The sequence below is a fragment of the Nostoc sp. genome (assembly GCF_036916975.1).
In the GTDB taxonomy this organism is placed as follows: domain Bacteria; phylum Cyanobacteriota; class Cyanobacteriia; order Cyanobacteriales; family Nostocaceae; genus Nostoc.
This window is the reverse complement of the sequence record NZ_JBALFF010000102.1, coordinates 1-23,460: the sequence shown is the minus strand read 5'-3', so window position 1 is coordinate 23,460 and position 23,460 is coordinate 1. Positions and strand designations below refer to the sequence as shown.

The following is a 23,460-nucleotide window of genomic DNA, read 5'->3' as shown; positions in this document are numbered from 1 at the left end:
ATAAATTTTGCTGCACGGTAGGCGATCGGCGCAGACACGCCAGAAATCATCAGAAATTCAGTTTCGGCATTAGCTTTTTCAGTTTTTGACTCGGCTGTTGTTTTCTTGGTGCTGGCGGTGTTGCTATTCGTAAAATTAGCTCTAACAACCAGGGCGCGAGGCGTTGACACCATACAGCTAAATGACTTTGCCATCCGACTAAAATTTCTGCTGAATCATTTTGCATTCCGGTGACGAGTGCTTTAGCCACTTGTTGGGGAGTCATGGGGATCACCCAGCGAAATAATTTTAAGTCGCGTACCATGTCTGTGTCTGTCAAAGAAGGCAGTAATGCAATGACTCGGATATTATAATCAGCTAGTTCCTGGCGCAAAGCTTGGGTAAATCCTAAGATGGCAAACTTGGTAGCGGAGTAAGTCGCCATTGTCGGTGCAGCCACTTTCCCCATCAGACTTGATACATTGACGATTGTCCCTTGCCTTTGGCTGGCCATGCGTCTAGCTATCAGACTCGTGAGGTTGTACATTCCTAACAAGTTCACGGAGAGTTCTTCTTGAACTTGGGGCAGTTTAGATTGCAAAAACGAGCTTTGGTATGCGACTCCCGCACAATTAACCAGCAGGTGAATCTGTCCGTAATTGCGCCACAGTTTGGCAACAGCGATATTTACTTCAATTGTCTGCGTCAAATCTAAGGCCACGATCGCAGTTTCAGTTCCCATCGCCTCAATTTCGTTAGCTACCTCAACTAACTTTTGGCGATCGCGTGCTACCAATATCAGCCGCTTAATGCCAATTTGCGCTAATTCGATAGCGATCGCTCGTCCAATCCCACGAGAAGCCCCTGTAATTAGGGCAACTTTACCTTGAATCTCCATTGGTTTTATCCTCCAAAATCTAAGTCTTACCAAACTCTTCGCTATTCCCGAAACACACAATCAAGAGCTACACTCGCTTGTCGGCTCAAGGTAAGACAAATAATTAATTGCAATTCAAATCAGACCCAAACTAAGCATGAAAGCAACGAGATATTTCTTGGTTAATCTGCAATCCCTCATAATTGTCTATACGAGGCAGAAAATTATCGTTTTTAACCTGTCAAAGCCTAACAGACTTGGCTGAATGCATATAGCTCATAGATTTTACTTCTCCTAGATCAGAGCGTTCATCAGCATTGTTGTACACACGTTAGCAATAAAATCAAGCTATTGCAATATTCTTTAATCAGAATTTCTTAATACTTCTTAACGACTGGTATATATATGCAAAAGATTTTCTTAAATAAGTTTTTATGAATACCTAAGTACAAATATCTTACTTTCCTGACAATTAAGCCCTGTTTTGGAAAATTGTAATATCTCAGTCATAGTTAAGAAACAAAAAAGACATAGAGCTTTTGTTCTCTTGTTGCAATACCTCAGTTTTTCAGCTATTTTGCAGACTTACAGCAGTATATTTACTGATTAATTTAAAATTAAAGTTGCAAATTTTTATCTTTTAAATAATAGAAGAGATTTAAATTATTGTCTTTAATGCAAATTAGAATGGCATGTTTATCTGCCAAAACTTCAGTAAAAATGGGAACTTGTTTTGCTTTAGCTTTGAGTCCATCAAAGGAATGCTTGAGACTTGCATGGTGTCTGTCTGACAATTCATGCCATCTCGAAAAGCAATGCAGTTTAGTTAAAGAGAATTGTAAGTAGCTAGACAAGATAAAACCAAACTATGTAACGAAAAGTAAAATCTCTATATTTGGCTCGTAGTTGCGCTGTCTTGCGCTAAAGGGCAAGACAGCGCAACTACGAGCCAGTGATGATTATCTGCGCCCACTTACTTAGGTTGGGTTACGCTTTGCTTAACCCAACAAAGCACCCGAAATCTTGGGTTACTCTCCCTTAAGCCCTTTTGGGTCTACGTCCCTCAACCCAACCTATCCCCCATATATGGGATTCGGGGAGCCTGAAATTCAAAGTCCCTCTCCCATATATGGGAGAGGGATTTAGGGTGAGGGCAAAAACTACGGTTATCAACTTATATCAGGTTTAAATTCTTATTTTTCTCAAAAAGATTCGTAAAAACTGCCGTAAAAATAGAATGAAATAGCCCTGATACAGAATGGGTATAAATTGATTATTTAGTCCACGCATAGTGGACTTCAGCTATCAGCCCTGAACTTCAGTTTAGGGCGGGCTATCGGTAACTGCGACTGGATTTTTAAGCACTGAAGCACTTACTACAAACTCATCAAATTTAATGAGACAGACCACTAGTTGAAACTGGGAGCAATTAAGGGGTTAAAAAGTCTAAATGGTTTCCTGGTTGGGAAGACAAATCTTCTACTGTCCCCTGAATTTGTAACTTACCTTGATTAAGCAAAACAATCCAATCAGCACGGGTAATTACTCTAGGACGGTGGCTAATCAGGATCGTGGTTTTATCTTTGCGATGCAACAACAGTTGATCTAAAACTTGAGCTTCACTAACTGGATCGAGTCCAGCAGTTGATTCGTCTAAAATCAAGATTGGTGGATCGTTAACAATAGCTCTTGCTAAAGCCAGTCTTTGGCGTTGTCCACCAGAAATATTTGACCCAAATTCACCTAATACAGTTTGATATTTTTCAGGTAGTTTACTAATAAAATCATCTGCCTCAGCAATTTGGCAAGCCTTAACAATTTGATCAAAGGTGAGGTGAGGAGAACCCAAGCGGAAGTTTTCAATAATTGAGCGACTCCAAAAATGAGCGTCTTGAGGAACAAGAACAACTTGTTGCCGCAAACAATCAAGAGCTAGGTCTTGCATATTATAAATACCAAACCGAATATTGCCAGAATTAGGTGAATATAATCCTGCAATCAGTTTAGCAAGAGAACTTTTTCCACAGCCGGATGTACCAATTAGGGCAACAACTTTACCACCAGGAATTGTGATGGAAAAATCTTCCAGTAACTCTAGCCTACCGACGTAGTGAAAGGTTAGATTTTTGCAAATAATATCAGCATCACTAGGAATTTTAGCAAAGGGTTTGCTACTATCGCTTGGAGTTTCAGGTGTGGAATCGATAACTTCTGTTAAACGTTCCGTGGCAGTTTTGGCACGCGTGAATTCATCTATAAATCCAATCACAGCACCGATTAATGCCAAAAAATTCCCATTCATCCCATTAAATGCCAGCAATTGACCGATGCTGAGTTCCCTACTAATAACTAGGGTGCTACCGAAACCAATCAAACTAACGCTGCCAATAGCATAAACTAACCCAGAAAAGGTGCTATTAATAATTCCAATCTGAACTGTGCGAAATGTTATGTTTGAGAGCCGACCAAATCTGTTCTGAAATTCTTCCCAAAATTGAGGAGCAGAAGTAGTAGTTTTGAGCGTCAGCGCTCCTTTAAAGCTTTCAACAAGAACACCCTGGTTTTCTGCATCTAAGACCAACATACTTCTGATTTTTTGTTGAAGTGTCGGCAAGAAAACCACCGTAGATGAACTCATGACAATAGCAACAACGACGGCAACAAAAGTGAGTTTCCAGCTATAGAACACCATAAAAGCCAAAGAAATCAGTCCGATAAACACTTGGCTAGGCAGACTGATAACTGCTTGAGCAACTAGCTGATTAATTTGTTGAATATCTTGCAATCTGCTAACAATTTCGCCACTGCGACGTGATTCATAGTAAGCCAGAGGCAGCCGCAAGATTGCTCTGGCAAATTCTAGAACTAGCCCTAACTCAAGCCGTTGAGCAAAATTGGCAATCAGGTTAGATTGAACTAGTTGCAGACTACTTGCGACCAAATTCATTACCACAACCGCAATAATTACACCAATAAGAAGCTGGGTATCACCTCGAACTAGTACATCATCCGTTAGAATTTGAAGCAGGAAAGGAGACGTTAACGAAAGTAGACCGATAACTATAGCGCAGAGAAAAGCCTCGAATATTATGCCCCCATAAGGCAATGCCCGCCGCGCAAAGCGCCAAAGACCGTTGACTTTATCATCAGGTTGAGCATAAAAACGAACCGAATCTGGCTCTAATAAAAGCATGACTTGATCTGACCAAGCCTCCGTTAATTCTTTTTTAGAGACATAACGGATGTTAAAGGCTGGGTCAGCAATTACATATTTTTTGCCCTTCTGACCATACAAAACAACCCAGTGGTAGCCTTTCCAGTGAATGATTGCTGGAAGTGGTGCTTGGTTCATTCGGTCTAATATTTCTTTTGATGCCCTGACCGAACGCGCATTGAAACCAAGTGCCTCTGCTCCTCGCCTCAATCCCAACAATGTTGTTCCAAGTTGCCCGGTGCCTACCGCTTCCCGGATGCGATTTAATGTAAAGTTACGGCGATAATGTTTGGCAACGGAAGCAAGACAAGCAGCTCCACAATCTTCTTCACTATGTTGTGTAACAACTTGGTATTTCATTTCAGACTCCAGTACCCAATAACATCGTGAAAAAACTTAAAAAAATTGCAGGGTTTCATCCCTGCGTGGTTAAAAATTTGACCAACAGTTTAATTTTACTATAGCGTTTCTCGAATGCAAGCAATACACTTTGACCTCACTTACATTCCTCTCTCCTAAAAGGAGAGAGGCTTTGATTCTTACTCCCCAACGCTAGCTCTTAAGGGGCTGGGGGTTAGGTCTGTATTTCATGCAATTGAGAACCGCTATATCATTACCATATATGTTGTACTAGGAAAGACAAATCTCTTAATCTTACTAGCTCAATAACTTTTTTAGTTCTAATTAGTTGTAATTGCTTTGACTATATTTTGTATATCAACAGAGAAAACACCGAGAATTTTTGTATGTTTATTTCGCTTATTCGTTTGGAGTCAATGAGGTAAAAAGAGTTTCGTTGTCGTTCACAAATTACTAAATTTTGATGAATATGGCTGATTTTTTAAATAGCAACCCTTAGTCTTTGACTACTCAAGGTGAGCAGTATCTTTAGGAAAATCATTAAGTAAGTCCATCAACAGTTACCTATTAGGAAACGTTGATAGACTTTGTTAACTTTGTTCAACAAAAGTATGCGGTAAGAATAAACGTAATGCTAGAATAACTGCGAGAAGCAACAAAACTAATGTCTTGCCACAAGGCAAATTACACTGTTGGAGCAGGTTAGTTTGTTTAAGACATTTTACATCAGTAAAGACGCGGTTAATCGTGTCTTTACGTTTATTCTTTCCCTTCTACTTAACAGCAGCAGTGTTAGAAGCTGTTATGTAGTTACTCAAAACAACAATATTGAGTTGTATAATATTGTTCAGGTTCACTAAGGGAGTAGGAAGAAGGGCAGTAGTGGGAGCGGCATCAGATTTTTTCTTATTATGCCGACCACCACCAGACAAAGTAGCTTCTTCGGTAACGGTTAATGTTGTGAACAATGTGCTTTCCATAATCTTAGTTCTCGCTTGATTGGTGAAATTAAAACTGCGTTACTTTCAAGTAATAGATATAAACGTAAAGAGTATATGTCTTTACGTTTGTTCTTTTGGTTCTACTTAACCACCAATAGTAATGGTGTTAGTAGCTTTTGCGTCTTCGCTGTCAGTGATAACATTGGCTTGGATAATATTGCTCAGGCTCACTGAAGGTTTGGGAGCAGCGGGGGTGGTGGGAGCGGGGGTGGTGGTAGCGGGCTTGTGCTTCTTGTACCAACCACCAGACAAACTAGCTTCTTCGGTAACGGTTAATGTGGTGAACAATGTGCTTTCCATAATCTTAGTTCTCGCTTGATTGTTGGGGTTAAAATTGCGTTATTTTCAAGTAATAGATATAAACGTAAAGAGTATATGTCTTTACGTTTATTCTTTTGGTTCTACTTAATAGTAATGGTGTTAGAAGCTGTTGCGTATTCGCTCCAATTAATAACATTGACTTGGGTAATATTGCTCAGGCTCACTGAAGGTTTGGCAGGGGCAGGAGCGGGGGTGGTGGTAGCGGGCTTGTGCTTCTTGTACCAACCACCAGACAAACTTGCTTCTTCGGTAACGGTTAATGTTGTGAACAATGTGCTTTCCATAATCTTAGTTCTCGCTTGATTGTTGAGGTTAAAACTGCGTTACTTTCAAGTAAACGTAAAGAGTATATGTCTTTACATTTATTCTTTTGGTTCTACTTAACCAATAGTAATGGTGTTAGTAGCTTTTGCGTCTTCGCTGTCAGTAATAACATTGACTTGGGTAATACCAGTCAGGGTCACTGTAGGTTTGGCGGGGGTGGTGGTAGCGGGGGTGGTGGTAGCGGGCTTGTGCTTCTTGTACCAACCACCAGACAAACTTGCTTCTTCGGTAACGGTTAATGTTGTGAACAATGTGCTTTCCATAATCTTAGTTCTCGCTTGATTGTTGGGGTTAAAATTGCGTCACTTCAAAGTAATATATATAAACATTTAAAGAGTATATTTAATTACTTTTTCGTTCCGCTAAAAGTATTATACGACTCTTGCTCCAAAGGTCAAGCAATTAATTTTTTAAGAAATATGTATTACACGTCTTCAAAAAAGATACTACATAGTTCTTCTTTATACAAATTTAATTAGAAAAAATTTTAATTATCAAAAAGTTCAGGCGTCAATATTCATAATTCATATAAATATGACGAACTAACTCATGTGTTTTTGGGAATAATACATAAGTTAGCCATATTAAGTATTAATACTGAAAAAGAACGCAAATACACGGAATTTTAAAGATACAGCTAACGATTAATAAATGTTTTTATACATATCCTACTTGAGTGGGTTTATAAGAAGTAAAGCTGGGCTTCTGCATATTTTAATTAAGTATGTTTACGTATAAATATTTTTATCTAATCTTTATATACAAAACTGAATTGAATAAAGATAAATTAATTTAATATAAAACAGGGGAATTTACTTAATCTTTTATAAATGAGAAATAATTGTAAAAAAGTTGTGTGTATTATACTATTTTTTGTAAATCTAATAAAGTTAATATGAAAATTTAGATAAAAATTATAAAGATTTGATGTTCGGGTGAAAAGGCATAATTGTTATTTAGACTTAACTGTATAGAAACCTTATATTTACATACTAACTATATACAGATAAGGGACTTATCAGTAATAAAAGCAAAAGCTGTCACTTTCGCCCTGAAAGGCAAAAGCGCCAAACTTATAATATTTTTGCCAAAAATACTCTTGAAACTGAAGAGAGCTTTTATTTTTTGGATCTCCCTAAATCTTGATCATCACACTAACGCGAGGGAGATTTTTTTGCTAGATTATTTACGGAACCAAAATGTTTTTAGCTTTCATGTTCATTGACCTCCAACCAGACTTTCTCCGCCTAGTCCAAAACGACGAATATCTTCCCTCAGTCAGTATATGGACGAGGTTGGGAGGAATATTTTTAATTGGAAGTGTTGGCGCTGCCTTCAGCCTTGCCAGTGTATTTGAATACAACATAATAGTGAAAGCTGATGCTACCGTCCGCCCAACTGGAGAAATCCGGTTAGTGCAAGCAGCAGCTGAGGGAACGGTAACAAATATTAAGGTCAAAGAAAATCAGGTTGTGAAAAAGGGAGATACGATCGCCTTGATCGATAACTCCCAATTGCAAACTAAAAAAAGCCAACTTCTCGGAACTATTGAACAGAATCAGTTACAACGATCGCAAATTGATGCACAATTAAAAGCGTTAAAAAATCAGATGGCTGCTGAGTCTAATGCAATGGGACAGGCGATCGCATCTGCCAAAGCAGACTTGAGTCGCAACAAAAGAGATTATCAAGATAAACAAATCACTAGTCAGACTCAAGTACAAGAATTAGAAGCTTCTGTTGAATTAGCTAGACAGCAGCTGAAGGGATATGAGCAGCTAGGCAATACAGGCGCGATCGCTGATCTCGAAATTAAAGAAAAAGAACAAGCTTTTAAAGCTGCTACTGCTAGACTCGAAAGCGCTAAAGCTGGACTGAATCCTAGTGATGCTAATGTAGCGATCGCACAAGAACGTATTTCCCAAGAACTGACGAAGGGTGAGTCTACTATTGCTCAATTGAACAAAGAGAAAGAAGAACTCATCAGGCGTCAAGTTGAAATCCAAAACCAAATTAGCAGCGCTCAACAAGAACTTAAACAAGTTTTTACCGAACTGCAAAAAACTGTAATTCGTACCTCTGAGTCCGGTACAATCCTGAAACTAGAATTAAGAAATACTGGACAAGTTGTTCGTCTTGGAGATGCGATCGCTCAAATTGCTCCCAACAATGCCCCTTTCATAATCAAAGCCCGTGTTCCCTCTTCAGATATTAGCAAAGTGCAGGTGTGTAAATTAGCACAGGTAGCAAAATGTCGAGAGGGGGAAGTACAAATGCGGCTTTCTGCTTATCCGTACCCAGATTATGGCATCCTCAAAGGTGCTGTCAGAAGCATTAGTGCTGATGCCATTACATCTCAAGGTAACGGTAACATTCCAATTGCGCCTTACTATGAGGTGACAATTCAGCCAGAGAAACTTTATTTAAAAAGGGCTGATAAATCTTATCCTATTCAAGCAGGGATGGAAGTTACAGCTGAAATCATTTCCAAAAAAGAAACCCTACTGACATTTATTCTGAGAAAAGCAAGACTGCTAACGGATGTGTAAATTCCTTCCTGTATTTCACCCCATTGAGAAGGACTGTAATAATTCCAAATTCACACATTCTCAGCCCAGCGTCTCGTAGAGAAGAAAGTTACATAAGGGCATTTAAACCCCGACTGTAGCTTTCTTCTGGCAGGGTAACTGAGGAAAGTCGGAGCTATCGAAACTCCGAGTTAATAATTGTTTAATATTATATTCTTCAGCAAAATTAATAACTATATTTACCAAGGCTGTAAACAGTTGAAAAATTTTATCAACGAAGGCAGGAGGTAGAAGGCAACAGGCAGAAAGAAGACTCTTCTCTGTATCCTGCTTTTCTCCATAAATGGCATTAACTTCAAAAGTTCGCCGATATAGTTGATAAATTATTTGTTTAAAAATCGCTGTCCGATCGCTCCAATTAAATTTTAAAGAGTCGGCTAAATTTAAAAATAAGTTAAAATCCAAGTTTTTTAAATCTTTTAAAAACCATATCCAATGATTCTTTTCTTCACAGATTTGTTTGTTAACAGTATATTGAATTGAGTTAACTGTGGTTTCTTGTAAACAAACAAATTTGTTGAAATTTCCATATCCCATTAAAAAAAGTGCAAAACAAGGAGCAAAAAACAATCTTTGTATAAAAGCAATGCTTTTATCTACCAAAAACTCAAAAAAGGGTGATTGAGCAAATTTGGCTGATTTTTTTTCAATTAATGCAAACACTTTTTTCATGATAAAAAAATCTTGTCTGATAACTGCACAGGGTAGTTTCTGTTGATTTATCAGTTGGCGTTTATAGTTTTATGCAGAGTTAGCCAATTCTTTACAAAAGTTTACAAACTGCGTTAGAGTCAGCGTTTTTTGGTTACGCGTGGTCAGAGTTTTGTTTTGGTCGCTTGGGTATCAATACTGCGTAGGTTTTGAAGATTTGTAGATTGGGTTGAACTTAAGTGTTACCTAACAAAGCCTTGATAATGTTGGGTTACCCTGCCTTAAGCCCCTTTGGGTCTACGTTCCTCAAACGCCACTTGCTTCGCTTCTCCCAGGGGGAGACGCTACGCGAACAAGTCGGGAAACCCCTTTCTTCGCAGTGGCTCCCCAACCTACTCCAGAGCGATTTTTCAGGCGAAACCTACACAGTCTTGGCTGGGAGCATCCCGTCAGGTGCAAAAACTTTGTGTTTGCCCTCATCCCCTAACCCCATCATTTGGGATTCGGGGAACTAGAATTATGTCTCCCCTCTCCCCTCCCCGATATGACGGGAGAGGGGCTGGGGGTGAGGGAAAAGATTTAAGCCAAAATTGGGATATTTTAAGCGATTGACAAAAAGGGCTTTACCTCAACCTCTCAGGGATGGTTAGGGGTAGGTTGAAGATTTGATGGTTTGGCTGACTGGGCTGTTGAGCCATTCCAAATTTGATTGAATTGATCTGCCGACAACGACTGTAAAATACTGAGATTAAGCGGCTCTTTACTGATAAAAGTGGCGTAGGAAGGCTGCAAATAGGAACGGTATTCAGGGCGGTTGAGGAGATGGGTTTCCAAAAAAGCCACGCTGAGGGCGTTGAGATAGGAATAAACAGGAGCGCGATCGGGGCCTAGCAAGGCAGATGGCACAGGTAAGACATCATTTCCAGAAGTAGTTTCTCCGATCGCCGAAAAGTGGGTGGCGTTTTCAATTAAAGCTAGATACTTATTAGAGTCAGAAAGCCAGGTAAAGGGGCGAATCTGCTCAGATACAGGTGGGGCAAAAATATCTTGACTACCTGCTACCAGCATTACTGGAATTTTAATTTGGCTGACTCCGCCCTCACCCAAAACTAAACTGTCAATTGGATTAATCGCCATGACTGCCTTGATGCGATCGTCTTTGAGTTCGTAATTTCTTAGGGGTAATTTATTTGCTTCACACTGCAACAAGAGCGACAAATTAAAGGATGAATAATTAGGATTACAGTTTTGCCTGAGTTCCTCAAAGTTAATATTTGCTCCGGCTAGAGCCAAAACAGTATAACCGCCCAAGGACTGACCGATCGCCCCAACTTGCTGAAAATTGAGTTTTCCTTGGAGGGTGGGATCAGATTTTTCTAAACGCTGGAGTTCATCAAGGAGATATTTGATATCCAAAGGTCGGTTGATGAATTCTGCTGGATCTGGGGGGCCTGCCAAACCCGCAAAATATTGTTGAAAGCGTTCGGCATTACTACCAGGGTGTTCGAGTACAGCAACAGCAAAACCATAGGATGCTAGATGTTCAGCCAGGTAGACAAAACTAGAGCGGTCTGAGGCGACACCATGAGAAATTACAATCAGGGGAAAGGGAGGCGAGGAAAGTTCTTTAGTGCTTTGTGAAGGTGCTTCTGGCAGATAGATATCCACGGGTAGACGGCGTGAGCGAGAAATGTCATTTAGCTCGAAGGTTTTTTTCTGCCAGCGAAATTTTCCTGGCGATCGCAAATCTGGCTGTTGTGAGAAGTCAGTTTTTGAATTGGCTGCTTCTGCGATCGCTTCTTTTTGGAGAGAGGCTACAACTTCATCCCTTTTTTTGAGCAATTGTGACAAATCATCAACGCTCCTTAACACCTCTGTAATATTCACCCGGATAGTATTGCTAGGAAATTTCCGCAGCAAATTCACAACTGTTAATCCCTGTGGATCAGCAGCAGCCAAAATCAAAGAGGCACGTATGGCATAGAAGCCGTTCTGTCGAGACTCAGTGAGGAGTAATTCTCCCAGCTGTTGCACCACTTCTTCGCCTATAGGTGAGTAGGTAACTTGAGATACTAATGTAGGAGTGACATTGAACCTTTGCTGGAGCAAATCCCGCAATTGAGCGAGTTGTTGGGGGGTAGCACGGCTAGCATAAAATGAAAAATCTTGATCGATTTTGCCAACTTTCGCAAAAGTTTCCAGCGAGTCCACAGATAAGGAAAATTCGCCGAAGGGAGGGTAATAAAAGCTAAGGCGTTCAGCTCCCAATCCGGGAGTTGCAGTCAAAAACGTAGATAGCAAACCTAAACCCAGGTATCTCAGAAATTTTTTCATTAGAAAAACCCACTGTCTAACCCTGCCAGACAAGTTTGAGCAGGGAGGAAAGCGGGGCGGGATTTATAACCGCTTTCCTGTTTACTTGGTTTAGATATATCAAACAGCTTACAAGCACAAAAAAGCAAGTATTTACAGCCCTATCCCATATATGTTTTAAATCACCCACTTTCAAAGCAAGGGATGTATCAATGACCAATGACTAACACATCAGTAACAAATTTTTCAGCAAAATACCATCAGTAAGGCGATAATAGATATAGAGATCAAAATATTTTATATGTCCTCCTCCTCCTGCCCCTCTTGTGTTGTCGTCCTCAATCAACAACAAGAGCAAAATATCTCTTACCAAAACCAGTGCCAGGATGTGCCAGTTAACCCCAGCAAGAGCAGGGTTAAAAGTTGCACTGTAGTTGAAAATGGTCGGGTTGTCGTTAAACCCTTACAAGCTCCACTCAATCAAACTGGGAAGTAATTTTTAAGCATTTCAACTGTTTTCATCTAAAGGTAAAACATCGTGGAAGCGGTTGTAATCGATGTAGCGATGTCCATCGGTTGTGTGATGGAAGATATCGACAAATTGATTATTCCACAAAATGTCATTAGCACCATAAGTATGACGGGCATGGACAACCTGTGCAACCGTTTCATCAATGCCACTCAAAGAGACAATCAGTATAGTATTTGTCTGGGTTAAAGATTCTGGTGTCATCCCATATAGAGGACTAAACTCATCAATAACGTGCATCACTGACCAGCTTAACGTGAAGCTAGGTGTTTGGTTCCTCAGCAGTTTCAGGTCGTAAAACCGACGCATGAACTGCCCTTCTGAGGTTACATCGTCGCGCATTAAGTAGACTCGCATCTGCGCCTCCAGAATCATATTGCGACGCTGATTAGCGCTGCGAAATATGAGAGTCGGCATTGCATTCTGAGATGTAATTACTGCTACACGACTAAAAAGCACACGGGCTGTAGGTCGGGAGAATCGAGCAAAAGCTAGTCCGGTCATCACAGCAATTCCCACCAAACCGATCATTGCTTCAATGGTGACAATAATATTGGCGTAAGTTGTTTTAGGATACATTGCCCCATAGCCGATGGATGCTAGGGTTTGTACGCTAAAGAAAAAGACATCTAAAAAAGAGCCAGGTCGGGCGTTGGCAATACAATCTCCTCCTATTAAGTAAGCTAGGGCAAAGAGAGCATTAACAGTTACATAGAAAGTACAAATCAGGGTCAGAAAGCCAGCCCAGGGAATCGTTAGCAGCAGATGGTAGGGATCGCGCCAGTAAGAATGCCATGCACCCATACCCATAATCTCAAATTTTCCATCTCGAACTTTAATCTGAATAGGTGGGATCAGACGCTGTTTTTTCTTCGGTGAAAGTCTCTTCAGTCGAAATTTCATTGCAAGTAGCCAAAAGAACGGCAACTGCTTAGTATTGTAAATTAAGTTGCTTTGGAGACATCCGACTTATACCAATTTCCGAAAATCTTGATACATATAGATTTATCGTAAGGGCATGGCAAAGACAAGCCCCTACGAACGTCTTTATATCATTATTAAGGGACTTCCAACAAATAAATTACCCAATCTTGTGGGGCGGGCAAGATGCCCACCCCACAAGAAGTAATTGAGTATTTTTTTATTTGGAAGTCCCTAAAGTGAAATGGTATTACCTGTAAGGAAATTTCAACTTTATTTTCTTAAATCAGCAAAAAAATAGGGTGTGCAATGCCCACCCTAACAATCAGCGACAAACTAACTCATTTTTCAGGGTTTGCTTGCTGACCTTTAGAACAGCGATCAAACCACTCCTGATATTTTTTCTGGTGTGACTCATCTTCAACAGCGATGGTCACTCGCACCTGGTTGCAACCGTGATTTTGCTCTAGTGCGATCGCATTCAACAATAAACTAGCAGTTTTAGGTGAGCTAAATTCCCCGCTTACCATTAAACCTGTGCCAAAATGCGGAACTTCAACTTTTTCTACTTCGGTTAAGTCAATGCCAGAAATTTCCTCTTCTCCTAAATCAATTTCTGCAAGTTGTTTGTATTCTGGGCTAATTTGTTCTACAATCAACTTTTCCCGCCGCACAGGAACTTGTATCATCCGGGTTTCGATTTCTTTGCGAACAATCACCTCACCAACTTTACGCTTACTGCTTTCAACAACTAGTCGTTCTTCTAGTAAACTAATAATCTGTTCTTCAGTAGCCTCATCTAAATAATTTACTGGCTGCTCAGTTGATTCTGATAGTGTGCGTAGATGCAAAGCAGCTTGCCCATAGGCATCGCCTGGTGTTTCTGTTTCTAAATATTCAGGCATATATTCGATTTCTGATTTATTTAAGTCTATGAAAACAGATTTAGTCGGCTTATCTATTTTTTTTATTCTCTGGCTCTGCAACCTAAATAAAGAATGATGTTTATCAGCTAACTGCTGACCATCTTCTAGAGTTTCTTGATTCACCTGGTTAGAATATATAACTAGGTTTAATCGACGATTAGCATCCACAATTAAATCATGAACTATTCCTACTAGCTGACCTTGCCGATCGTACACGGCAAAATTGCTTACCTTGTTTTTTAAATCTGCTAATGAGGAGCTAGTCTGATCAGAGTTTGCCTGTCCAATGTTTTTTGTCATCGGTTGGCTATTCATAGTGCAAAGTTTACGAACTGTTTTCTAGTTAGCTAAATTAAATGTATCAATCATCTAAATAACATTTAGAAAATGTTTGCGAGAGAATAGATGTATTTATCTAAGTCATATTCAGAGAAATATTCGCAACCCAAAATCTAAAGTTGTATTAGCTATTCAAAGCACAGGTAAGGCTAATTTTACACCCTCACCTGTACTCTGTCAAATTTAATTATTAGTCATTAGTTGCTAAACTAATGACTCTGTTATTTAGCGTTCTTCAATGGGAAGATTACCAGAATTTACATCTAACTCTTCACGACGCACGGTCTCTTGAGTTTCAACTGTCTCTTGATCGACCACTTTTCTAACTCTGACTTCTTCACGCAAAAATGCTTCTTTGCGAATTTCAGCAGTTTCTTCATGGATTTCTACGCGAGCAACTTCGCCTTCACGGAAGTCTGCTTCGCGCCCAGAAACGGCAGTACCTGCATCTGCTGGAGTTACACGTTCAATCACAACTCGCTCTTTTTCTATTGGCACTGCAACCCGTGCAGTATCAGTCTCAACGCGCTTGCCAATGGCTACTTCTCCAGTTTTTTGGCGGCGTTTACTGGCAATTAGCCGTTCTTCATACAATTTCAGAGTTTGATGATCTTGCTCATTTAACCCGAATAAAGAAGGCTCTTGTTCGTAATTGTAGCTATCACGATTGTAAGTTGGCGTAGTCGCCGCTGCTTGAGTCGTCGCTGGCTGATAGTTTGTATCCACTGGTGGTGTCGCTTCCAGTGGTAATAATGGATCTACAGGTTTAACGTAGTCTGTGGGTTGACGATATACCCCACGCACTCTTTCTTCATAATCATAATCAAGTGCTTCGCGTTCACTGAACTCAGGTAAATCTTCTGCTTGCTCTCTAGTCAAGCCAATTGTGTAGACGCGATCGGTATTATAATCGACACGCGCACGAGCAATTGGTAGTAAAACTTTTTTACCAAAAATCCAGAAGCCTAAGTCAACGACTAGATAGCGGAAATGACCTTCTTCATCCACTAAAACATCGCTGACAGTACCAACTTTTTCATCAGTTCCTTGTGTATAAACGCCAAGCCCCTTAATATCGTGACCTTCAAAGCTATCACGGTAGTTAGGCTCAAAATCTTGTAATTTGTAGAGAACCATAATATTTTCCTCAAAAATTTTCTTTCCCATCTCCTATTAACTAAGATAGACATTTAATTATTAGTTTACCTCTTTCTGGCGAATGAATTATTTCAAAAGTTGAATAATCAAAAGTTATAGATATTTGTTTGATGATTTAGGGCTTAGGCAAAAACCCTCTAAAGCTCCTATTCCTTCTTTGCGCGAACGTGTTTTTGTCTAACCAGACGCACTCGCGTTCGCGGTTCGTTTTTTGATAATTTTCCGTAAGTCCTGATGATCAGAGCGCAAAGAAATTTTACGTTTCTATATAGTTGTTCGTATAAATTTTTTAAAGCGTTAGATTCCCGATTTATTAGATAAATCGGGAACTTGTTGTTTAATACAAAAAGACAGGCAGAGATAAAAATTAACTTTGCCTGCATGATTATTTCAGATAAATCTACCAAAGGAACTTATTGACCAGCTACTTAAATAGCTTCGTGTGTAGTTGTACCATGTTCCTGAACCTGTAAATTACCCTCAGTATCAACATCTAACTCTTCTCGACGAATGGTATCTTGTGCTTCCACAGTCTCCCGTTCTATTACTTTCTTAACTCTGATTTCTTCACGCACAAAGGCTTCTTTACGTATCTCAGGCGTTTCTTCGTACACTTCTATGCGTGCTACTTCCCCTTCTTGGAACTTAAGTTCATTGGAATCTACAACCTTTCCTGCTTCTGTTGGCGCAACTCGCTCAATTAGAACTCGTTCTTTTTGAATAGGTACTGTAACGCTTGCAGTTTCTGTTTCAATGTGCTTACCAACCGTTACTTCTCCAGTTTTGATGCGCTGTTTACTGGCAATTAATCGTTCTTCATAGAGTTTAAAAGTTTGATTATCTTGATTATTCAGACCGTATAAAGCTGGTTCTGCTTCGTAATTATATGTATTGCGATCGTAAGTTACACCGCTAGTTGGAGAACGAAATACATTACGGACACTTTCTTCGTAATCATGATCGACGACCATGTTTTCTCTGTACTCGACTAAACCTTCTACTTGGTGTTTGCTTAATCCATCAACATAAACGCGTCTTGCAGGATAGTCTATTCGAGAAAGACCAATTGGTAGTAATATTTTTTTACCCAAAAAATCTGAGCTTGTATCAATAACTAAATACCGGAAATGGCCATGGTCATCAACTAAAACATCCGCCACTGAGCCAACTTTGTCTCCTCCTTGAGTGTAAAGATCCAGAGCTTTAACGTCGTCTTGGCCAAAAGTTTCTCGATAGTTGGGGTCAAAATGTTCAAGCTTGTGAAGAGGCATACGCTGTTTCCAGTTTATTTAGAAGGTTGCTTTTATAATGTAAAAAATATTTTGCTCAGTGTCCTCCTGCTGGCGACTGAATTGTAAGTAAGATATTTTATAGTTTATAGTTCATACCTGATCAGCTAAATACTCAGGGTAATCAATAGGAGTATGACTAAAGTTCTAAAAAGCTCTATAAATGCTGGTATAAAAAAGTTTTGTTAATGAGCCAATACGATTAAGTTAAGGTTTTAACAAAGTTTAGGGGTTTAATTCCCCACACCTTTCAACGGCAGTTGCTAACCCGCCTGGGAATAAATTCCTCTTGCTTATAGCTCAAGTCCTCTCAAGAGGAATAAATATCAATACGCTTGGGTTAAGGCTAAATTTATCAAAGTCAATTTTTTATCGAACCGCAGAGGCGCAGAGGACACAGAGAGAAGAAAAAATGCTTAACCCAAGGATATTGCATCATATCGTTGTTTAGACAACCTGAAAAGTAAAGCTAAGACTTGCCCAATTATTCACATCTAAGATATATGAGTCAGTTGCTGTGCCGTTCATTTCTGCTTTGAGGGCGCTGGCGTTATGTAAGTCTTGTAGTAAGGCTTGTGTAACGTCTAAGGGATTCAACAATGAACCTATCGGCTGTTGTTCGGCTGTGGAATACTTAACAGTACTCAAGGCGGCGAGAGTTTCGCTAAAGGGAGCAGTACTAAAAATCAGTTGTTGTTCGTAAAAACAAGCTGGCCCTGAAATCAGCCATTCGGAAGCAGCATTAGTTTGGGGTAGGGTGAGGGTTTCACCTGGGCCGATGACGACTTGTTTGAGGAGGGGCTTGGTGTCGGCAGTGTTTGCTTCTTGGGGGGTTTCCCAAGAATAGAAGCCAACTGCTGTATGATTATTGTTTAATCCCAGTAAGATTAAATATACTGGGCGATCGCTCTGGTTTTCCACTCGATATTGCATTCGACTACCGATAGGCACAATCGCAGTGGGGAGTGATTTTTTGATCGAAGTTTCAGGTTTGAAAGTTCGTATTGTTTCACGTTGCATCACCACCTGTGGTGATATATCGCTAATTATTTCTAAGGTTGCCTTGAGAGGCAAGCGGGAAGAACCTTGATTTTCTGTAAGTCGCCATAACTTGGCTGCAAACAGGATTGATAATTTTGGCGCTAACCTTTGCACTGTTAATTTTACTGCTTCTCCTACTTCGCCTGCGGTATTGGGAATTAGTTCGCCACCAAGAGAAAATAGACCATAACGAGTGGGAATTTCCTGTAACTTGGCAAATACATAATCAGCAGGTTTTTCTCCTGCTATTACGGTGGATACATGGGAAAATCCAGCGAAGGCACTTGTAGCATCTACGCGCTCAATTCTTTCTAATCCAGTATCCAAAGCTATTTTTAAATGAATATTTCGCGGTAAAACCCTCACTGCTTCTTGAACGAGTTGCCCGACTTGTAGGGAATTTGCACCTTCAATTTTGGAAATTTGCGCTTTTGCTGTTAACCCAGTGCGCGATCGCAATACCAATTGCTCTGTTGTTGCTAAGGTTAATCGAGAATTCACTCCGTAGTATAGCAGCACTTGTGGTGGTAATCCTGCCAACCACAGATAAACTGTTTTACCGTCTTCTTCAATAGCACTCACCACGCCTTCTGCACCAATGATACTGTCTGGAAAAGAAGAGGCGACTAACCCCCCAGCCCCCATCCCTTGTAGCGTTGGGGTAGAATTCAAAGCCTCTCTCCTCTTAGGAGAGAGGTTTGGAGAGAGGTTTTCCAGATTCCCCGGTTGCTGTTTACTACCCAATTTGTATAGAGAATTTTCCATATCCAAGAGGGCGACTTGAATTGTCGTTGCTGGGGTGAATTCCCACAAATACTGTGTCAAGGCGTAGGTAAACAACCCGGCACTAAAACCAGAAAAGAGTCCTTCTCTGGCTGGCTGGTTTGGTTCTGAGGTAGCTGTTAAAACAATGGGAGTGCTGGATAACTTCTGAGTTTTAAGTTGTTTGAGAAAGTCGAGTTCTTCTGCTGCTAACTTTCCTACTGACTCCTCAAGGGCGCGAATTTTTAATCCTAAGACTGGGCTAGGAGCATAATAGCTAGTATCCAATACTGCTGTTACTCGGTCTGTAGGGAGCGATCGCAATAATAACAGTAGAGTTTCTTCTAATATATAGTTGACTATTTTATCATTTTGTGCATTTGTACATACATTAGCTGCCACCAAAGCATTTTGCATTGTATTTGGTGATGTGTCAAATTTAACACGGCTGCCATAACCGCTAAAGTGGAAGACGACAACATCATCGGGTTTAACTTGCTTGCCCAGGTGATCTAAAAAAGCTGCTTCAATGAATTCCCTGCTAGCTTGTTCGTCAGTTAAGGTTAAAATATCTGACCCTTGGAAACCAAAGCGGTTAATCAAAAGTTCTCTTTGTAATTCCACATCCGTCAGACAACCACTGAGGGCTGGGATTTGTGGGTATTGGTTAATACCTATTAACAATGCCAACTTGCGCGAACCAGGTTGTGCCAAAGCCTGATAATAGCGATTTCCCAAAGTCAACCACTCAGCTTCAGTTACCCCCAATACCGCCAGTATTGAGCCAATTCTGTGTAAAAACGTGCGCCGTTCCATAATTAGCTATCAGCCCTCAGCTATCAGTTAGCAGCTTACAGGGCTGAACTCTGTATTGTAAAGTTACAGTTTATGCTGCTTGCTTCTTGACCAAATAATTGTTCATTCATAATTCATAATTTCTGTTAACATCACTAACTTAAGTTAGTAAAAACATAAAAACACATTCCTGACTCAACGAAACCGCATTCATCAGTAGAATCTTAATTACGAATTACGAATTACGAATTACGAATTATGCCCTTACTTCTATCTGCATTGCCCGCGCTAACTCTGCCGCTACTTCAGGACGAGAAAATTCTGGTGGAGGTAATTCACCACGCCGCAGCATTTCTCGGACTTTTGTTCCCGATAGATGGATGCGTTCTTCTGGCTTGCTGGGACTGGTTTTAGATGTTGCCATCTGCTTAGTGCGCTTGCAGTAGAAAGCGTGTTCAAATTTCATCGGCACAATGCCCAATTCACTTGGGGCAAATTCATCAAAGATGTATTGAGCATCGTAAGTACCATAATAGTCACCAACGCCAGCATGATCGCGGCCGACGATAAAGTGAGTACAGCCGTAGTTTTTGCGGACTAAAGCATGGAATATGGCCTCACGAGGGCCAGCATAGCGCATTGCGGCGGGATTTATTGCTAAAGTTACTCTGTCTAAGGGGTAGTAATGTTCTAGCAAAATTTCATAACAGCGCATCCGCACGTCAGCAGCGATATCATCTTCTTTTGTCGCCCCGACTAATGGGTGCAAAAATAGACCATCAACAATTTCTAAAGCGCATTTTTGAATATATTCATGGGCGCGGTGGATGGGGTTGCGAGTTTGAAAGCCAACGATGGTTTTCCAACCCTTGTCTCTAAATAGTTGCCGTGAGGCAGTTGGATCAATTTGGTAAGTGGGGAACTGGGAATGAGGTTCGCGTTGCAACAACCAAATATCACCCGCTAGATGTACGTTACCTTGGTTATAGAGTACCTGTACGCCGGGATGATTGACATCATCAGTGCGGTAGACTTTTATTGCTTCGCGGGTTTTGTCGTAGTTATATTTTTGGGTGAGTTGCAAAACTCCGATAAATTCGCCTCTGGAATTATCCAGACGAATTAAGCCGCCTTCTGGCAATGGGGAAGCTACTTCTTCGCTTACCGATAGTGTAATCGGGATTGACCACACAAGACCGTTAGCTAATCGCATTTCTGTAACAGTGCGATCGTAGTCTTCTTGGTTCATAAAACCCGTGAGTGGACTAAAAGCACCGATCGCAATCATTTCTAGATCAGAAACGGCGCGATCGTCAAGTTGCACTCGTGGCAAAAAGTCAGCTTTTGAGAGAAACTCTGCTCTTTGTTCTGGTGTGGCGATCCGGTTAACCAACTGTCCACCGTGCGGGGCTATAGCATCTGGATTGTGACTCAACGTAATCCCCTCTTTGTATTAACTGTTATTGTTTCAGATTATGTACTAACTTACCAAATACTGGTACGGAGACAAAACCCTTACTGTGTGGTCTATTTACCTGAAAATAGCTGTAAGACTGTAATTAAACGTAGAATAAAATAAAAAATATAGCTATTGTCTGAGGAATTTATTAGATATGGTTGGTCTTATTACTTTAGCAGCAGCGCAGGCGATCGCAAATGTTGCTTTTAGCAAGTTCTTTGAGTCGAGTGTGGGTAAGTTAGGCGAGAAGTTTACTGAGACGGGACTGAAGAAAATTGACGAATTGTATCAGACGATTCGGAAAAAACTCAGTGGTAATCCTGGCGCTAATCATGCCTTAGCTGATGTTGAACAAGGTAATCAGGAAGCGTTACAGCGAGTAGCGGTTTATCTTTTGGATGTCATGAACGCTGACGGTAACTTTGCCACAGATGTGCAAAAAATTGCTGATGAAATCAATATTCATCGTGTGGAAGATAACAGCAGCCAGAATCAGTACAACTATGGTGGACAGAATTATCAAACTAAAACGGGTGAAAACAATACTAATCAATTTGGCAATAGTACAACAAATAATAATAACTACTATGGCACTCCGCCACAGGTTTGACTGGATTCGTCCGTAAAACAACGGATAAATTCAAATGCCAATAGTCCCATTATTAACTCACTGCGTCCAGAAACTAGCTATTGGCAAGGACGGAATGATGAACTTGACCAAATGCAGCAATGGTTACATTCAGATCGTGTGCGTCTAATTGGTGTGACGGCGACGGGAGGTTATGGAAAGTCGGCATTAGTTGCTAAATTATGTGAAACAGTTGCAGCAAGTTATCCCCAACCGATTTGGGCAACTTTTAGTGATGCGTATCCTTTTGCTGTATGGGGACGCTGGCTGTTGGATAAGTTGGAGAAACCAGCACCGGAAAAACCAGAAGATTTATTAATTGCGGTTTGTGCTTGTTTGGAAACAGAACGACATTTGCTGGTGTTGGATAACCTGGAAACTTTGCTGCACAATGATGGACAATGGCGAGATCAGGCTTATGACCAATTTTTATTGCGTTGGTTCGGTTCTAGCAGTGAAAGTAAGATTTTGGTGACTAGCCGCGAAGAACCAATGCTACCAAGCAATACCCTAAACCAAAGTAAATGGTTAAAACTAGATGGACTTTCGCTAGATGCAGGGGTGGCGTTGTTACAAGCTTTGGAAATTCAAGGTTCAGATGCAAATTTAGCAGAATTTGTCAAGAGTGCTGATGGACATCCTTTGTTATTGAAGCTGGTGGCGGGGTTGCTGAAAGCTGAAGAGGGAGAAGAGGCAAATATTAGTGTTTTGAAACAGGATATTTTCAAGATATTAGGTTTGCACCGAGATGACCCAGAGGCGAGTATTGCTAAAATCTTAGATGCGAGTGTTGAGCGTTTAGAACCCAAGTTACAAAGTCTGTTGCAGTATTTAAGCGTGTATCGCTTACCCTTTGACTGTTCAGCAGCAATAGCGATGTCTGGCTTGATTGATGAAGAACAAGTAGAAGTAGTTGACTTTTCACAGGATTTGGAAAACCTCTCTCCAAACCTCTCTCCTCTTAGGAGAGAGGCTTTGAATTCTTCTCCAAACTTTGTAGGGTTGGGGGGTGGAGAGTTAGGTTTCGCCTCTTCTTCTCCAGATGAGGTGAAGAGTCAGGTAGAAGTAGAACTGCGACAACTAGCAAAACGTTCTCTGTTACAAGAGAAGAAACAGCAAGGGGTGTGGAAGTTTCATTTTCAACCGTTAATTCAAAGTCATTTACAAAATTCCTCTTCACCAGAAGCGCATCAATGCGCCATCGCCTATTACGAACAACGCCGGAAACTAGAACTGTTATCCACAGATAAACTCGATGATGTGGCGGAATATCTAGAAATTTTTCATCATCACTGTGAACTTGGGGAATATGTTCAGGCTTTTTCTAGCGTTTATTATCGTGAAAACAATCATGATGATTGCGACAAATTTTTAAGAAAAAATTACTACTATCCAGCCCGTCTGACATTATATAAGCGTTTAGATCAAGAGTGGAAACAGCCAGAAAATCCAGATGAATTAAAACGCTACAGTGATTTACTCCAGGTGTACGGCGATGTTTTGCAGTTCCTTGACCGACGTGATGAAGCTTTACAACGCTACGAAACCGCTTTGTCATTTTACCGCGACACTGGTTCTCGCTTGGGGGAAGCGAATACATTACAAGCGATCGGCGATGTTTTGCAGTTCCTCAAACGCAGTGATGAAGCTTTACAACGCTACGAAACCGCATTGTCATTTTACCGCGACATCGGCGATCGCTTGGGGGAAGCGAATACATTAATAGCGATCGGCAATGTTTTGCAGTTCCTTGACCGACGTGATGAAGCTTTACAACGCTACGAAACCGCTTTGTCATTTTACCGCGACATCGGCGATCGCTTGGGGGAAGCGAATACATTAATAGCGATCGGCGATGTTTTGCAGTTCCTCAAACGCAGTGATGAAGCATTACAACGCTACGAAACCGCTTTGTCATTTTACCGCGACATCGGCGATCGCTTGGGGGAAGCGAATACATTAATAGCGATCGGCGATGTTTTGCA

17 protein-coding genes are annotated in these 23,460 nt (G+C 40.7%); 3 read left to right on the top strand and 14 right to left on the bottom strand.

Annotated elements, in window-relative coordinates; genetic code table 11:
* Nucleotides 1-49 precede the first annotated feature (49 nt).
* The 6 genes from V7K73_RS24900 to V7K73_RS24875 form a co-directional block, all read right to left on the bottom strand.
* A complete protein-coding gene (locus tag V7K73_RS24900) occupies nt 50-877 on the bottom strand; it encodes an SDR family NAD(P)-dependent oxidoreductase (protein WP_334884001.1) in 828 nt (275 codons plus the stop codon).
* A 1,408-nt stretch (nt 878-2,285) separates the two neighbouring features.
* Entirely contained in the window at nt 2,286-4,430 is a 2,145-nt protein-coding gene (locus V7K73_RS24895; protein ID WP_334883999.1) for a peptidase domain-containing ABC transporter, read from the bottom strand.
* A 773-nt stretch (nt 4,431-5,203) separates the two neighbouring features.
* A complete protein-coding gene (locus V7K73_RS24890) occupies nt 5,204-5,410 on the bottom strand; it encodes a hypothetical protein (protein WP_334883997.1) in 207 nt (68 codons plus the stop codon).
* 105 nt (nt 5,411-5,515) lie between these two features.
* Nucleotides 5,516-5,731, bottom strand: a complete 216-nt coding sequence (locus tag V7K73_RS24885) for a hypothetical protein (RefSeq protein WP_334883995.1) — start codon at nt 5,729-5,731, stop codon at nt 5,516-5,518.
* Between the two features lie 101 nt (nt 5,732-5,832).
* Nucleotides 5,833-6,036: a hypothetical protein gene (locus tag V7K73_RS24880; RefSeq protein WP_334883993.1), complete on the bottom strand. Its 204-nt coding sequence runs from the start codon at nt 6,034-6,036 to the stop codon at nt 5,833-5,835.
* 96 nt (nt 6,037-6,132) lie between these two features.
* Nucleotides 6,133-6,339: a hypothetical protein gene (locus tag V7K73_RS24875; protein ID WP_334883991.1), complete on the bottom strand. Its 207-nt coding sequence runs from the start codon at nt 6,337-6,339 to the stop codon at nt 6,133-6,135.
* A 936-nt stretch (nt 6,340-7,275) separates the two neighbouring features.
* Between V7K73_RS24875 and V7K73_RS24870 the strand changes: the two genes are divergently transcribed.
* Nucleotides 7,276-8,625, top strand: a complete 1,350-nt coding sequence (locus V7K73_RS24870; protein WP_334883989.1) for an HlyD family secretion protein — start codon at nt 7,276-7,278, stop codon at nt 8,623-8,625.
* 102 nt (nt 8,626-8,727) lie between these two features.
* Here V7K73_RS24870 and V7K73_RS24865 read toward each other — a convergent pair whose 3' ends face one another.
* From V7K73_RS24865 to sat, 8 genes are all read right to left on the bottom strand, one after another.
* Nucleotides 8,728-9,336 carry a hypothetical protein gene (locus tag V7K73_RS24865; protein WP_334883988.1) on the bottom strand — a complete coding sequence of 203 codons (609 nt, stop codon included), beginning with the start codon at nt 9,334-9,336 and terminating at the stop codon, nt 8,728-8,730.
* Between the two features lie 615 nt (nt 9,337-9,951).
* Nucleotides 9,952-11,649: an alpha/beta hydrolase gene (locus V7K73_RS24860; RefSeq protein ID WP_334883986.1), complete on the bottom strand. Its 1,698-nt coding sequence runs from the start codon at nt 11,647-11,649 to the stop codon at nt 9,952-9,954.
* A gap of 487 nt (nt 11,650-12,136) precedes the next feature.
* Nucleotides 12,137-13,060 carry an ion channel gene (locus tag V7K73_RS24855; RefSeq protein ID WP_334883984.1) on the bottom strand — a complete coding sequence of 308 codons (924 nt, stop codon included), beginning with the start codon at nt 13,058-13,060 and terminating at the stop codon, nt 12,137-12,139.
* A gap of 359 nt (nt 13,061-13,419) precedes the next feature.
* Nucleotides 13,420-14,304 (bottom strand): YsnF/AvaK domain-containing protein, encoded by an 885-nt coding sequence (locus tag V7K73_RS24850; protein WP_334883982.1) that lies wholly within the window; start codon nt 14,302-14,304, stop codon nt 13,420-13,422.
* Nucleotides 14,305-14,568: 264 nt separating this feature from the next.
* Entirely contained in the window at nt 14,569-15,480 is a 912-nt protein-coding gene (locus V7K73_RS24845) for a DUF2382 domain-containing protein (protein WP_334883980.1), read from the bottom strand.
* A 449-nt stretch (nt 15,481-15,929) separates the two neighbouring features.
* The gene (locus tag V7K73_RS24840; protein ID WP_334883978.1) at nt 15,930-16,772 is read right to left on the bottom strand and encodes a DUF2382 domain-containing protein; all 843 of its coding nucleotides are present in this window, start codon (nt 16,770-16,772) and stop codon (nt 15,930-15,932) included.
* A 465-nt stretch (nt 16,773-17,237) separates the two neighbouring features.
* Entirely contained in the window at nt 17,238-19,409 is a 2,172-nt protein-coding gene (locus tag V7K73_RS24835) for a caspase family protein (RefSeq protein ID WP_334883977.1), read from the bottom strand.
* Nucleotides 19,410-19,644: 235 nt separating this feature from the next.
* Nucleotides 19,645-20,823 (bottom strand): sulfate adenylyltransferase, encoded by a 1,179-nt coding sequence (gene sat, locus V7K73_RS24830; protein ID WP_334883975.1) that lies wholly within the window; start codon nt 20,821-20,823, stop codon nt 19,645-19,647.
* Between the two features lie 178 nt (nt 20,824-21,001).
* Between sat and V7K73_RS24825 the strand changes: the two genes are divergently transcribed.
* Together V7K73_RS24825 and V7K73_RS24820 are read left to right on the top strand one after the other, a co-directional pair.
* A complete protein-coding gene (locus V7K73_RS24825; RefSeq protein WP_334883974.1) occupies nt 21,002-21,457 on the top strand; it encodes a hypothetical protein in 456 nt (151 codons plus the stop codon).
* A 111-nt stretch (nt 21,458-21,568) separates the two neighbouring features.
* Nucleotides 21,569-23,460 (top strand): tetratricopeptide repeat protein (locus tag V7K73_RS24820; RefSeq protein ID WP_334883973.1); only part of this gene is annotated, 1,892 nt, incomplete at its 3' end.